The sequence below is a fragment of the Metabacillus halosaccharovorans genome, from assembly GCF_002019635.1.
Classification (GTDB): Bacteria; Bacillota; Bacilli; order Bacillales; family Bacillaceae; genus Metabacillus; species Metabacillus halosaccharovorans.
In genome coordinates, this window is sequence record NZ_KV917372.1 from 1140635 (window position 1) to 1155252 (window position 14618).

General features: G+C 34.6%; 13 protein-coding genes. 3 read left to right on the forward strand and 10 right to left on the reverse strand.

Annotation, left to right across the window (positions count from 1 at the left end; translation table 11 throughout):
• Nucleotides 1-285 precede the first annotated feature (285 nt).
• Nucleotides 286-555 carry a hypothetical protein gene (locus BK577_RS19905; protein WP_078434554.1) on the reverse strand — a complete coding sequence of 90 codons (270 nt, stop codon included), beginning with the start codon at nucleotides 553-555 and terminating at the stop codon, nucleotides 286-288.
• A gap of 171 nt (nucleotides 556-726) precedes the next feature.
• On the opposite strand from BK577_RS19905, the gene BK577_RS19910 reads away from it, so the two are divergent.
• Entirely contained in the window at nucleotides 727-942 is a 216-nt protein-coding gene (locus tag BK577_RS19910; RefSeq protein ID WP_078434555.1) for a WYL domain-containing protein, read from the forward strand.
• Nucleotides 943-1279: 337 nt separating this feature from the next.
• Here BK577_RS19910 and pfkA read toward each other — a convergent pair whose 3' ends face one another.
• The 3 genes from pfkA to BK577_RS19925 form a co-directional block, all read right to left on the reverse strand.
• The gene (pfkA, locus tag BK577_RS19915) at nucleotides 1280-2239 is read right to left on the reverse strand and encodes a 6-phosphofructokinase (protein ID WP_078434556.1); all 960 of its coding nucleotides are present in this window, start codon (nucleotides 2237-2239) and stop codon (nucleotides 1280-1282) included.
• Nucleotides 2240-2549: 310 nt separating this feature from the next.
• Entirely contained in the window at nucleotides 2550-3257 is a 708-nt protein-coding gene (locus BK577_RS19920; RefSeq protein WP_078434557.1) for a thermonuclease family protein, read from the reverse strand.
• Between the two features lie 12 nt (nucleotides 3258-3269).
• Nucleotides 3270-4370, reverse strand: a complete 1101-nt coding sequence (locus tag BK577_RS19925) for a M24 family metallopeptidase (RefSeq protein ID WP_078434558.1) — start codon at nucleotides 4368-4370, stop codon at nucleotides 3270-3272.
• A 271-nt stretch (nucleotides 4371-4641) separates the two neighbouring features.
• Between BK577_RS19925 and BK577_RS19930 the strand changes: the two genes are divergently transcribed.
• Together BK577_RS19930 and BK577_RS19935 are read left to right on the forward strand one after the other, a co-directional pair.
• Complete coding sequence (locus BK577_RS19930) at nucleotides 4642-6153, forward strand: phytoene desaturase family protein (RefSeq protein WP_078434559.1); 1512 nt, start codon at nucleotides 4642-4644, stop codon at nucleotides 6151-6153.
• A 187-nt stretch (nucleotides 6154-6340) separates the two neighbouring features.
• Nucleotides 6341-6562, forward strand: a complete 222-nt coding sequence (locus BK577_RS19935) for a hypothetical protein (protein WP_078434560.1) — start codon at nucleotides 6341-6343, stop codon at nucleotides 6560-6562.
• 39 nt (nucleotides 6563-6601) lie between these two features.
• On the opposite strand, the gene BK577_RS19940 is transcribed toward BK577_RS19935, so the two are convergent.
• The 6 genes from BK577_RS19940 to BK577_RS19965 form a co-directional block, all read right to left on the reverse strand.
• Nucleotides 6602-8530, reverse strand: a complete 1929-nt coding sequence (locus BK577_RS19940) for a heavy metal translocating P-type ATPase (protein WP_078434561.1) — start codon at nucleotides 8528-8530, stop codon at nucleotides 6602-6604.
• A 267-nt stretch (nucleotides 8531-8797) separates the two neighbouring features.
• Nucleotides 8798-9304 carry a TlpA family protein disulfide reductase gene (locus BK577_RS19945; RefSeq protein WP_169908404.1) on the reverse strand — a complete coding sequence of 169 codons (507 nt, stop codon included), beginning with the start codon at nucleotides 9302-9304 and terminating at the stop codon, nucleotides 8798-8800.
• An 82-nt stretch (nucleotides 9305-9386) separates the two neighbouring features.
• Entirely contained in the window at nucleotides 9387-10712 is a 1326-nt protein-coding gene (locus BK577_RS19950; RefSeq protein WP_078434563.1) for a polysaccharide biosynthesis protein, read from the reverse strand.
• A 123-nt stretch (nucleotides 10713-10835) separates the two neighbouring features.
• The gene (locus tag BK577_RS19955; protein ID WP_078434564.1) at nucleotides 10836-11909 is read right to left on the reverse strand and encodes a Ger(x)C family spore germination protein; all 1074 of its coding nucleotides are present in this window, start codon (nucleotides 11907-11909) and stop codon (nucleotides 10836-10838) included.
• Nucleotides 11906-12997 (reverse strand): GerAB/ArcD/ProY family transporter, encoded by a 1092-nt coding sequence (locus BK577_RS19960; RefSeq protein ID WP_139367394.1) that lies wholly within the window; start codon nucleotides 12995-12997, stop codon nucleotides 11906-11908. Before BK577_RS19960 ends, BK577_RS19955 begins: the two co-directional genes overlap by 4 nt.
• 13 nt (nucleotides 12998-13010) lie before the next feature.
• Nucleotides 13011-14495 carry a spore germination protein gene (locus BK577_RS19965; protein WP_078434565.1) on the reverse strand — a complete coding sequence of 495 codons (1485 nt, stop codon included), beginning with the start codon at nucleotides 14493-14495 and terminating at the stop codon, nucleotides 13011-13013.
• Between the last annotated feature and the right edge of the window lie 123 nt (nucleotides 14496-14618).

Sequence of the window (14618 nt, forward strand, 5' to 3'; positions counted from 1 at the left end):
ACCGTGGATGTTGCCGCATCCACAGTCTGCAGTTTCTTATTGGACCTAACCTTTGGACATAAGTAGACCTCTTTCATAGGGTCTATTTTTTTTGTGAGAAGGCTAAAATAGCGATAATTAATGAGGCGAATGTAAACATTGAAATTAAACTTTCATAAATCGTCAACAAGCATCACCTCCTTCCAGAAGGGGGCTTGTTCGATCCTAATGAAACTGCAATCTAATTGTACCATACCACGCCTAAAATTAGAACACACGTTCTTACTTTGGTAATATTAGCCTACATCATATCCTTTTGATCACCACTTTTGGCTTTTTTACTTCATCTATTATGTTTGAAGCAATTTTTACTTTTGCTAAAATTCCTTTTAGAATCTCATCGTCGTCTGCATTTTTATTTAGATATATTTCTGAAAAGTCTTGAATAGCACTAGCTAATAATTCAACAGCCCTTTCCTGTTCACTTTCTTTTATTCCTTTATTATCTTTAACATAATGTCTGATCATTTCATTGGTTATCTCCTTAATTCTCCTAGCTTTTTCGATTGTTGTCATTCTCTCTCCCCCATCCATCATCAATAATTTTTTTCACTCATTACTAATACTCATCATACGCTATTCAATGTTCAATTATGGCAGAAAATAATAAGAATATACGTTCGTATTTGCGGGTAAAAGAATGTATGTTCGTATATAATAGAAATGAATACATTGGAGGTGGATGAAATGAATTATTTTTTCACACAGAGCCTGGAGCAAAACCATCCGATCACGATTATTTATATTGCTAAGGATCGTTCAATTACTCAAAGAAAAATCATCGTAAAGAAAGTCACACCAAACAGATTAATTGCATACTGTTTACTTCGCAGGCAAATAAGGACCTTTTCAATTGATCATATTTTATCAGCAGGAATCCAAACATCTTCAAAAGCTGTATAACCTTATAGTGATTACTTCGACATGTAGCCCTCTTTCCTCATTTTACATTTTCAATAGCTTGTTTATAGGTTTTACCCTGTGTTATTGGGGTAATACATAATTGAGCGCGTTACAATTGACATTACCTATAACAAACACAGCTAGACGCATAAACACGTGGCGCGGCCTAGGAGCCGCAACGATATAAGAGAGGCAGGGCTTATATCATAAAGGCGTCAATAAATTCCCTTTAAAATATTCCTCCATTTACATAGGAATTTAAAACACAAAAGAGGCTGGTCAGTACGGTAAAATCATACGTACTGGTCAGCCTCTATCAATGATTAACAACTTGTTTTTATATGGACAGCTCTTTAGAAAGTGTGTACACACCTTCCTGAATTGGATCCCTTTTCTTCAAAATTTCAATAATATCATGATCTACAATTTCCTGTTTTTGCATTCCAATCGCCCTACCTGATTTCCCTTCCAGTAAAAGCTCTATCGCTCTTGCTCCTAATCTAGATGCTAATACACGATCAAAGCAGGTTGGAGTTCCTCCTCTTTGAATATGTCCTAAAACAGAAATTCTTGTTTCCAATTGGTAATTATTCAATAATTCTGCCGCAAGCTCACCTGCGGAACAAACGCCTTCAGCCAACACAATGATGGAATGTTTTTTTCCTCTTTCAATTCCTTTTTTTAGCTTTGCAACTATATCTTGGATTTCATACGTTTTTTCAGGGATAATAATTGACTCCGCTCCTACAGCTAAACCAGAAAACAAGGCAATATCCCCGGCGTGACGCCCCATTACTTCAATAATAAACGTTCGATCATGAGATGTAGCAGTATCTCTAATTTTATCAATACTATTAATCACAGTATTTAACGCCGTATCATATCCAATGGTATAATCTGTTCCGGGAATATCATTATCAATTGTTCCAGGCAAACCTACACAAGGGAACCCTTTCTCTGATAACTTCGCAGCTCCTCGATAGGAGCCGTCACCACCGATCACAACAAGTCCTTCAATTCTTAGCTCTTTTAACTGTTTAATTGCTTTATATTGTGATTCATCCTTCTTAAATTCTTCAGATCTAGCAGAGTATAAAATCGTGCCACCTCTGTGGATAATATCACCTACTGATCCAAGTTCCAGCTTTTTCATCTTTCCTTCCATTAATCCAGCGTATCCTTGATAAACCCCATATACCTCTAACCCCTCATGGATACCTTTTCTTACTACAGCCCTGATCGCCGCATTCATCCCTGGTGAATCTCCCCCACTTGTTAGAACAGCTATTCTCTTCAAGTAAATCCCTCCATTCTTGAAACCATTTTTATTTATATCCTGGAAGAAACAAATAAGCCTTAGTTATAAATCTAGTTTTATTTCATTTTCAATAAATATATTCACCATTAGGGAGTGTATATATAACTTTTTCACCAAATAATTCCTTCTTTATAGATTTTCCTAATTTTCTTTTTCTAATCAATAGTCTTCTTTAAACGATTCACAACCATAATGGTAACTTGTTTAAATCATTGATATAAAGTAAGGAAATAAATCTTTAGTACCTAAAAAGGTGACAAGAACGTTTTTATACGCTCTTATCACCTTTTTATCTTTTCACTGGACGATATCCTGCTTCTACCGCTTCTTTTTCTGTACAAAATAACTCTTCAGGCTTTGTCACATTATAGGAAGGAGATTGCATTGTATGATAAATCTTTTCTCCTTTTGAATTTATGTTTCCTTTAATCGTACAACCAGAATTAACTGTATCGTCATTTTCAACTTGTGTTTCATCTTGAAAGCCATTTTCTGTCGCATAGTTTTCAAGACTCCAAATCCCTACTTGTTCATTTTGGGCTTGTTTTTGAATTTCATTAAATTCATCAATATATTTTGTATTTGGTTCAAACACATACGCCACCCTAGCTAACCCTTTTTCCAATAATAGTTTATTGAGCATCTGATTATCATGATAAACGTATGCGAGCAAACGCCCATACTTGTCTCTTTCTCCTATACCGAGTTCAACTTGTATTTCTTCACCATTTAATTTTTCTTTCATATAATTGCTTGCTTCAGGTCCGAATGGCTGGACCTGCTTTGTTGGATGAACGGTTTCAGGTGTGTCTACCAGCAACAGTCTAATTGTTTCCTTCTTTCCACTAATCATGACGTGAAGTGTATCTCCATCTACCACTTTTGTTACTTCAGCATCCAATAAGGTCGAATTTGTTTGTTCACTTCCACAACCGATTATTAGAGTAAAAGTTAAAACAAGAAGGAAAAAACTGTATAATCTATTCGTATTTTTCATTATCAATAACTATTACCTATTTATAACGGTAAACTCTTTCGGAAATTTTGTTAATGTTTCATACCCTTGTTCTGTAATCACTACATCATCTTCAATCCTCACGCCACCTATTTTAGGTAAATAGATTCCCGGTTCAATTGTATACACCATTCCAACTTTTAAATATTCATCATTTGTAAAACTCATCGAAGGATACTCATGAACATTGATTCCTAGCCCATGACCTAGACGGTGTGGAAAATTCTCACCAAATCCTGCATCTTCTATTATATTTCTTGCAATGGTATCTAAATCACCAATTCTAGTACCCTCTTTACTTGCTTCTAATGCAGCCATTTGCGCTTTAAGTACAGTTTCATAAATGTTTTTTTGTTCTTCAGTAGCTGTTTTATAAACAACAGTTCTTGTTATATCTGAACAATATCCATCCAACACAACTCCAAGATCGAACAGAACAAAATCCCCTTCTTTTAACACCCTTAGCCCAGGATTTCCATGAGGATCACCAGATTTTTCTCCGAATAAAACCATTGTAGAAAAAGACATCTCACGGATACCTTTTTTCTTTAATTCATACTCAATTGTTGCTAAAACTTCCATTTCGGTGACACCTGTTTGTAAGGCATCTATTCCGACTTTAACTCCAAAATCTGCAAGCCTGGCCGCTTCTCTCATGATTCTTATTTCATCTTTATCTTTTATTAAACGAAGTTGATTTAATTTTTCTTCTGCTGACACAATTAGAGGATTACCAGTAATTTCTAGTAATTCTTCTGCACGACTGTATGATGTCACATCTTTTTCGATGGCAACTTTTTGAATAGAAACTTGACGCTGTTTTAAGGCGAGTGCAATTAAATCCCAAGGATTTTCGTGGTCACTATATCCTATCACTTCAAAAGACCATCCTGCAGCCCTCGCTTGGTTCACTTCCATATTTGGACAAACAAAAAATGGATCCTGCTCTTTAAATAGAAAAACCCCCATTAAACGTTCATGTGGGTCTGTATAAAACTGCGTGAAATAGAATACATTTTCCTTTGATTGAACGAAACACAAATCGATATCTTGATCTTGTAGCCACTCCATTACTTTATCTAAACGCTGATTCATCTTGTCACTACCCTTCAAAAAACTTCATTTTTTATCATAACAATGAGTAGTAGAAAGTACAATCGAACAACTCAAAAACGATTCAATCTTCTCATATTGTATTTTTAAGCTATCTGTATACATTTTTCATCCGATAAAGAAAGAATAAATCCTTATATTGTTATGAATGTAAAAATGGTGGTTAGAATGAAAGGCAATAGAACATATCTAAAAACAAAAAAAATTATTATTTTTGGAAATAAATTAAACGAAAAGCAGGAGGTTATGGGACGTGGAAAAGAAAGTTGTCATTATTGGTGGGGGTCTTGGTGGTATGTCTGCAGGCATTCGTCTTGCCGCGGATAATTATGATGTTACTATTTTGGAAAAAGGAGGACGTCTTGGCGGTAAATTAAATAAACGCGGAGGTATGGGGTATACCTTTGATATTGGCCCCACCATCTTAACGATGCCATGGGTGCTTGAACAACTTTTCCGTCATGTAAACAGAAATCTTTCTGACTACATCCATATAAAAAGAATTGAACCTCAATGGAAGACCTTTTTTGAAGATGGAACTGTTATAGATTTAACATGCGACATTCCGGAATTAATTAAACAACTGGAATCTGTTTCAAAAGATGATGCCAATGAAGTTTTTAGCTATTTAAACTATTGCAGCAAAATGTATGAATATAGTCTAAAAAGTTTCTATAAAAAGAGTCTAACCGGTTTAACAGACTTACGATCCATGCATAGTGTAAAGGAGCTTCTATTTATGGATCCGCTGAAAACGATAAACCAAGGGACAAAAAGATTCTTCAAAAACAAAAAGCTTCAACAATTATTTAACACTCTCACCATGTATATCGGTTCTTCTCCATATCATGCACCAGCCTTCTTATCTCAATTAGCTCATATACAATTAGGTCTAGGTATTTATTATGTAGAAGGCGGCATGTTTCAAATTGCCGACGCTATGTCCAGAGTGTTGCATGAATTGGAAGCAGATGTACACCTAAACGCTCAAGTAAAAAGAATTTTAACCTCTGGAACCAAAGCTACTGGAGTTGAATTGGAAAATGGAATTGTCATTGACGCTGACCTTGTTATTTCTAATTTAGAAGTTATCCCTACATACAAGACTTTATTGAAAGATTCTTTGAACAGTAAACAACTTAAGCAGGAGGAAGAGAAATTCCCTCCAACAGTGTCAGGTTTCGCTTTATTACTTGGTATAAAAAAGAAATATCATAACCTTACACACCATAACTTTTTCTTTTCAGATAATCCCGATAAAGAATGCGATCAAATCTTCAATAAGGGTGTTCCAGCAGATGATCCGACCATATATGTTGGTATTTCCTCGAAAACTGATCAATCCCAAGCACCTCAGGGAAAGGAAAACTTCTTTGTTTTAACACATGTACCACCATTATGCGAAGGAGAGTGCTGGGAAAATAAAAAAGAAAAATATCGCAAACTTATTTTTGATAAGCTTGAACGAATGGGTATAAAAGAACTTCATAATAACATCGAGTTTGAATATACTCTAACGCCAAATGATTTTAAAAATTTATACGGATCAAATGGAGGATCTATGTACGGTGTTGTCTCAGATCGCAAAAAAAATGGCGGTTTTAAATTTCCAAGCGAAAGTACACTTCTGAAAAATCTATACTTTGTTGGGAGTTCCACCCACCCTGGAGGAGGAGTTCCCTATGTCACTCTCTCAGGTCAATTAACTGCCGATCTTATCCTTTCTAAAGATATTAAATCCAATCTTAAAAAAGAAATAAGCTAAACCTCTTGCTATCATTGACATAGGAATTTAATGGTTCTTCTACTTTTTTAGTAAGGGAGTTACAGGACGATTTCATCAAAATTAAATTGTAATCTGTTTTTAACATTTCGTTGATACTACAAAAGTTCTTTTTCTTGTATAATAATCCTATAAAGCAATCTTTCTTCCTATTAAGGAGTTGTTCTTTGTGCTTCAATGGGTAAAACGTCATTTAATTTTAGTACTTTGTATTATAGGGATTCTTTCTCCATTTGTAGGTATGATGTTAATAGATATCTTTTATTTTAGTACGATCGTCGGGTGGATCATTGGCTTTTGTTGCTTCGTTACATCCTATATCATCCTTAGCAAACGCCCTGATGAAGAAGAGATTTCCGTACAAACTTCAGAAGAGACCGTTAAAATGTAGCACTAAATAGAGAGATATCTCAAAGATATCTCTCTTATTTTATTCACCTCTTAATAAACGTAATCCATTTAAGATGACTAAAATTGTACTTCCTTCATGTCCAATAACACCCAAAGGTAAGTCCAGTACTTGAAAGAAATTTGAACAAATTAACAACGTAATAATAGACATTGAAAACACAATATTTTGTTTAACAATCCGATTCATCTGTTTAGATAAAGTAAATGCCGAGGTTAACTTGGAGAGTTCGTTTTTCATTAAAACGATATCAGCAGTTTCAAGAGCAACATCTGTTCCTTCTCCCATTGCAATACCTACATCTGCTGTTGCTAGTGCCGGCGCATCATTTATTCCATCACCGATCATCGTTACATTACCGTACTTTTCTTTCAATAACTTAATTTCTGTAACCTTATCTTCTGGTAGGCATTCACCTTTAAATATGTCGATATTTAGCTCTTTCGAAATGGCCTCTGCTGTTTCAACACTATCTCCGGTTAACATTACAGCTTTAATTCCATTGTTTTGCAACTTTTTAATAGTAGCTTTAGCCTCATCCCTTACTACATCCTTTAAAGCAATGATTCCAATGATTTCATCCTCACGTTGAACATATACAATTGTTTTTCCATCTTTCGAGAGAGTTGTATTTATACCTATATGAAAGGTGTCTGCTGCATCTCTTCCAACAAAATCTGCTTTTCCAATTTTCCACTGTACACCATGAATATCTGCCTTTACACCAAAACCTGATTTTTCATCTACAGATGTCATTTTTGCTACTTCAGTAGGGAAATCCTGATTGATTTTTGCAACAATTGCTTTTGCAAGTGGATGGTTTGATTGATTTTCAATTGATAGTACAGCTTCATAAAATTCTTGAAGATCTACATCATCTAATGTCAGAATATCCGTTACTTCCGGTTCACCCTTAGTTAATGTACCTGTTTTGTCAAAAACAACAACATTTGTTTTACTTAATCTTTCTAAATGCATACCACCTTTAAACAAGAGACCTTTTCTTGCACCATTTGAAATTGCAGATAGTGTAGCAGGCATAATTGATGCAACAAGTGCACAAGGAGAGGCAACAACCATAAGCACTAACGCACGGTAAATTGTTTCATTCCAACTCCATCCCAGTAAGTAATGAGGCAATACCATCATTAAAGCAACCATCATTAAAACAGCTTTAACATAAGTCCCTTCGAATTTTTCAATGAATTGCTGGGATGGCGACTTTTCTGACTGTGCTGATTGAACAAGGTCAAGTATTTTCTGAAACATCGTTTCTGTGCTTTTTTTCGTCACTGAAACAGTAATGGAACCATTGCCATTTACTGTTCCAGCGTACACTTCATCATTCAACTCTTTTTCAACAGGCATTGACTCACCAGTTATCGCAGATTGATCAATTGACGTTTTACCTGACAAAATATATCCGTCCGTTGCAATTCGTTCACCTGGTTTGACTAAGATTGTATCACCAATAGTTAACGTAGACACATGTACGCGACGTTCTTTTCCATTGATTATGAGTAAAGCTTCTTCAGGCTGCAAGCTCATAAGTGCTGAGATTTCACGATTACTTTTGTTCATTGTATACGTTTCTAACGCACCACTTAATGCAAAAATAAAAATTAGTATGGCTCCTTCAGCCCAATACCCAATAATAGCAGAACCAATTGCAGCAAATATCATCAGCAGTTCTACATTTAATGTTCGCTCTGCTATGGTTTCCTCAATCCCTTCCTTCGCCTTTGCAAATCCCCCAATAACAAAGGCTAATATAAATAAAGGAATTGCTACTTTCTCATTTCCTTGCGAGTTTAAGTACCAGCCAATCCCAATTAGAATACCGGAAATAATAGCATTAATTAATTCAATATGTTCTACCCATTTTGTATAAAACTGATTTTTATTTGATTCGATATGATGTTCAATTTGTGTAACATTATTTATTTCCATGTTCTCCACTCCTCTAATTGAGAATAAGATTCATCATCATCTCCTCAATATTTTCGCAACTTTTCTTTTTAAAACCACTTAAAACACTAATAAATTAAGATATAATATGATTATAACAAATGACAGTTCTTTTTCAAGTAATAATTATTATAATTATTACTTTATAATAATTATTGATAACGATAATTCTTCTCACTATTTCTCATTACCCATTTGAATAATGATTTAAGCTAATAAAAAAAGAAACAGTCCCATATGTCCTGTTTCTTAAAGTTGATCAATTAATTGTTGCAGCATGTCAGCTGTAACTGGACCTAATATCTTTTTTGTGATTATTCCTTTTTTATCAATGATAAAAGTAGTTGGTATACCAATAATATTATATTTTTTCGCAACCTCACCATTCACATCTAATGGAACAGTAAATGGAATGTTTGACTGATTAATAAATTGAAGGACTCCTTGCTTACTTTGCTCTGATGCAGTTAAGTTAACAGAGATTAATTCAACATCACCACCTTTTTCTTTGTCGAATGTTTGTAATTCTGAAATTTCTTCCTGACAGTATGTACACCATGTTGTCCAGAAGTTCAACACAATTATTTTCCCTTTTAAATCCTCTAATTGAATACTTTTATTTGAATTGGTTTCCAACGTAAAATCACTTGCTTTTTCACCTACATTTAAGGCACTTACCTTTGAGACATTACTTATTGCAAATCCAATGATCAGGTAAAGTGTAAAAACAATCTGATAACACCTTTTTTTATTCAATAGAATCACCTTCCGTTGATATACTTGTTATTACTTTTACCAACAAAAAAAAAGGTATGTATACATATCAGCATACATACCATTAAATGGTTAATTTTTTTCTTAAAAAATATACACTCACACCCAACTTATTACAAATCGTTACATAATGCATGAGCATAAGAAGTACTGCCCCCATATTCATTCCGAGAATTATACCCTTCATTTGAAGTGTTTCCATTGATCCAAGTACATACATCATCCCAAATGAGATTACATGTGACCACACAGTATGGAAAAGAGCCTCCTTAACCAGTCCTAGTCCAATTAAATAAGCCTGCATCGGAATAATAAAGAAATGAAATAGAAAGTAAGGCCATAGCAGCTTTAAATAAAAGGATGCTGCAGTAGAATCAAAGAACAAATGTGTCAATGGTTCAGCATAAACATACATGACTACCATTGAAACTGTTCCATATATCATCGTAATCATCATGGATTGCTGCAGAAGCCGAATTAGTTTATTTGTTTCATTATTCGCGTAAGCTTCAGATACATTTGGAATTAGCATGACCATTAAGGAATGTCCAATAAAAGCCGGAAAGAACCCAATTGACATCGCTACACCTGCGAGCATCCCATAATGTTCATTTGCCATAACAGTGGAAAAACCTGCTGCTATTAATGCTCCCTTGACTAAAAAGGGCTGTATTGCATGTGTTAAAGAATGAAATAGCCTTAAACCAGTTGTAGGAAATGAAACAGCAAACAAGGCACGACGAACCTTGCTGCCTCTAATAAATTTCTTTTTTTCTTTACTAAGAATTTGAACTTCTATAAAATACATGGCGACTAAATAGGTACATACAAGCAGCTCACTTCCTATTAAGGTGGCTAATGCTATTAACAGTGCTACTTCTAAGTTAAAATGAAAAGATTGATAAACCCAGTACAAAATAGCCAATTGAACAACTTTTTTAAGAAAGTTAGAAACGGCTATTTTGCCCATATGCTGAACACCCATAAAATATCCTTTTGCGATGGATGAAAACGCAATCACAGGTATAAGCAAAATAAAAAGCCATTTTACATATGGATGGTATCCTTGAAAGATCGGTAAGTACGGCAATACGATTGCTGCAAAGACCGTAAACACACAAGTAAAAATAATGGTTAGAGTTAATGTGTGTTTTAACATATGATAATGTGTTTCACGATGTTTCTCAGCAATAAACTTTGAAATAGAAACAGGGAGCTCTAGACTTGCAATTATGACAATAAAGAAGATGATCGGCAGAATAGACATGTACATCCCCATACCTTCTTCACCAAGCTCCCTCGCTAAAATCATATTAACGACAAACTCCAAGCATTCTCCAAAAAAGGCGGCGATAACTAGCAATAATGTTCCTTTTACAAAATTATTCATGATGTCTTTGTCCCCTTATCTTTTACAGTCCGTTTGTAAAGAATATGAGACAAGGTTCTTAAATAAAACAAGCTTACGTACTTTTTATTAATTTTTACTTTTGTCTATCTCATTCATCATATACTAATCAATAACACCCGTTTCGGAAATGACAACATCAGCATGAACATCTACCGCTAGCTCTGGAATCCTTTCCCTCCACTCTTTAATTTTAAATGTACGAATTTTTGAACGTAGTTCATCACCGATTCCAATTGGATCGATCTTCAGCTCCTTAAACTTTTGAATTAAAGCAGTTGATTCTTTTTCCACTTGATCCTCAAATGCCTTTGCAAGTTGTTCCTTTATTTTTGGCGTAATCATTTTTCCGGTGTATTCATTAATAAATCCCTCAATCTTCACATCAATTTTTACCTTTAGCGGATTGGTAGAAATGACCTTTAGTTTTCTTGAAGAAGATATACTTTTAACTACAGCTGATTCTTCTGAATCAGGAACTTCTACGATGTGTGAGCCCTTTGTATATTGATCTGTAAGAACTTTAAAAAACAACAATTTATTATTCGGTATTTCTCCTACCACTTTTTTATCGTCCATTAAGACAAGTCCATCAATTTCAACGCTTCCGGTTTGTTCATTTTTCTTTAAGATAGGGAGGAATGGGTCCTGTCCTTCCGAATAATGTTGATACAAAAACAAATGGAGATTTGTTCTAGGTAAATCTCTACTTAATTTATTATGTAAAATTAAGTTTGTTAAATATTTAGCCGCACCAATAGTGGCAAATTCTGCTTCCAATATGTTATTAGCATCATTTCTTGTTACAGCTAACAATAATCTTTCTCCAATGGATGCATCGCGCTGCAAGGTATCAACTATCTCAGATAATCCTTGTTTTGCTAATTTTTCGCCGAACAGGGCAATTTGCAGCTTCCCAATAACTAATGGATCTGGAGATTGCTTCTGCATTTCTGATAACACATCTCTACTAAGCTTTGACTCGGATACCATAAGATAATCTGTGACAGGTTGATCTTTCATGTATGTATTAACATTTGCAGACCCCCGGATTTTCCCATCTTCTGTTAAATCAAATCCGACTGCAACGACTAAATTCACATCATCAATAACTTCCTTTTCCACACAACCAGATAGGAGAAGGAACATAACCATCGTTAATAATAACTTCTTCCTCATCTTTTTCTCCCCTTTACTTTTCTCATAATCATATTAAAAATATAGATAAACGGGATATAAACAAACATCATATAAAAACCAAGTTGACCTACAAGATCATTTAAAACATTGATATGTTCTCTTGTTTTGGAAAAGGAAACGACTAAAAATGCTCCTAGCAGCACAATGAGGAGGACTATTTTTTGATTCACTTTAAATGTATCTTTTAAACACCTGCTGGCACACCATAAAGTTAGACAAATATTAGGCAAAATAATTAAACACCAATTCGCAATCCCTATATATTCGAAGCGTTCAACAAAAGGCATTTCAACAATTTTCCATATTGTCAATGTAGCCCATACATTTTTTTGCAGCTGCTCTTCACTAAAATAAGCAAGCGAAACCAACATAATTAATGTGTAGATGACGGTACTAAACGCAACAGCTATATGAGCCCACTTTTTTGATTTTTCAGGGTTTTTAATAAACGGATAAAAAACAAGTAATGCCTCAAATCCGACGATCGTTAACGACATATTTTTTGTGGACTGTGCAAAATCCTTAATTGAATGATTTAAAGGTGGAGCAAGGTTACTTAAATCTGAAAATTCAAGTGGAAACAGAAAGATTAACAATACATAGCCTGGAAGAATAACTCCAAAGAAGCTGATTCCTGTGACAACCCGAAATCCACCAGAAATGATATAGTATACAAGTAGTAGAAAGACAAGTGTAAACGCCCATACATTCAAATCTTGAAACATCCATACTTGAACAATTTCGATATACGTTCTGAGAACTGTTATGGCTAATAAACAAAAGTAAAGAGCTAAACCAACACTCAACAATCCTCCAATCCATTTACCAAAAAGATTTCGATGAACTGTGATTACATTTCCACCTGAATCCTTTAGAATCTTATAAAGCATCCATACGGAAATATGGACTAGGATACCAGCTAAAATAACACTAATCCAAGCATCTCTTCCTGTTTTTTCAGCCACAATTCTTTGAAACCCTAATACTCCAACTCCAAATTGAAGTGAATGAATTAAATAAAAGACTAAAAAATGAGATACTTGAAAACGTTCAGCTATCTTAATCATGGTATCACCTCACTTATTCATCAATATCCTTGTTTTGCTTGGCTTTTTTAATTGAAAAGCGAATTGGCTTTCCAGGTCGTAATTGTTGAGGACGCTTTGCCATTAAGGAAAATGGCAAACGAATTAATGAATCTTTCATATCAGCTGTCCTTGGTGGATAGATCGGCTCTAAAAATGGTCTTCCCAGCGATGTTAACTTCAACAAATGGGTTGTTAAAAAACAAAAACAAAGCACAATCCCTAATAATCCTAGCCACTCAGCAAAAAGCAAAAAAGGGAATCTAAGCATTCGAATCGTATTGCCCATTGCATAAATAGGAGTAGTAAATGAAGCTAGTGCGGATAATGCCACAATAATAAGCAAAATATTACTTGTTAATCCTGCTTCAACAGAAGCAGTTCCGATAACAATCCCTCCAACGATACCGATTGTCTGACCAACCTTTGTTGGAAGTCGTGCTCCTGCTTCCCGTAATAGTTCAATCGTTAGTTCTAAAAATAACGCTTCTAATAAAGGTGGTAATGGAACCTCTCTGCGAGATGAAATAAGTGTATTTAATAAGTCATTAGGTATTAACTCATAATGATAGGTTAAGGCAGCAACATAAATGGGTGTAATTAAAATCGAAAATGCAACGGCAAACAATCGAACAAGCCGGATAAATGACGCATTCACCCAATTGTAGAAATAATCATCAAATGCTGAAAAGAATTCAACTAAAGTGGTAGGTCCAATTAGTACATGTGGTGAACCATCTACCATAACACCTACTTTTCCTTCAGCTAGAATAGAAGCAACCCGATCAGGTCTTTCTGTATCTAATAGCTGAGGAAATGGTGAATTATGATTATCTGATATCATTTGGGTAATAAACGAACTATCACTTATTTGATCAAATTCAATTTCATTTATCCGCTGCAAAACAGTTCGGAAGTTCTCTTCATCTACAATTTCTTCAACACATAAAATGGCGACTTTCGTTTTGGAAAGATCTCCTATCTGAAGCTCACGAATTCTTAATTTCTCATCAGGTATTCTTTTGCGAATTAAATTTATGTTAGATTCAATCGATTCTACAAATGCTTCTTTTGGCCCTACAACACTAAATTCGACCTCTGGAAGTGAAACATCACGTGCTTTATTAAGGGTTGCCTTTATGAGTAAACAATGAATACCATATTCTGTTAACGTGACCATAATATATCCATCAAGCAGCTTGTCTTTAATTGTGTTTGTATCTGTCGTTAGAAGGATCTCTTCGATTGGAATAGCATTCTTCAATTCCAAAAGTGATTTCCAATCATTACTTTTTAGTGCCGGCATTACCTTCTTTTGAAGAGTCTCCGTATCAACTAATGTACGAAAATACGAGAACCAATATTGAAAATGATCATTCTTATCACTGTATTGAATAAAATCTGAAGACCTTCTCATTTTATTGACCACTTGTACAATCGGTTCCTGCACTATGTTGTTATTCGACATTTTATTATCCATTTATCCACTTTGCACGCTCCATAACATTGTTTTTTTTTAGGTTTCCAACTTTTGTTAGAATTATACAGATTAAGTCTTTTGATAGTATAGAAAATACAAAAGGAGCACCTGATTAGGTGCTCC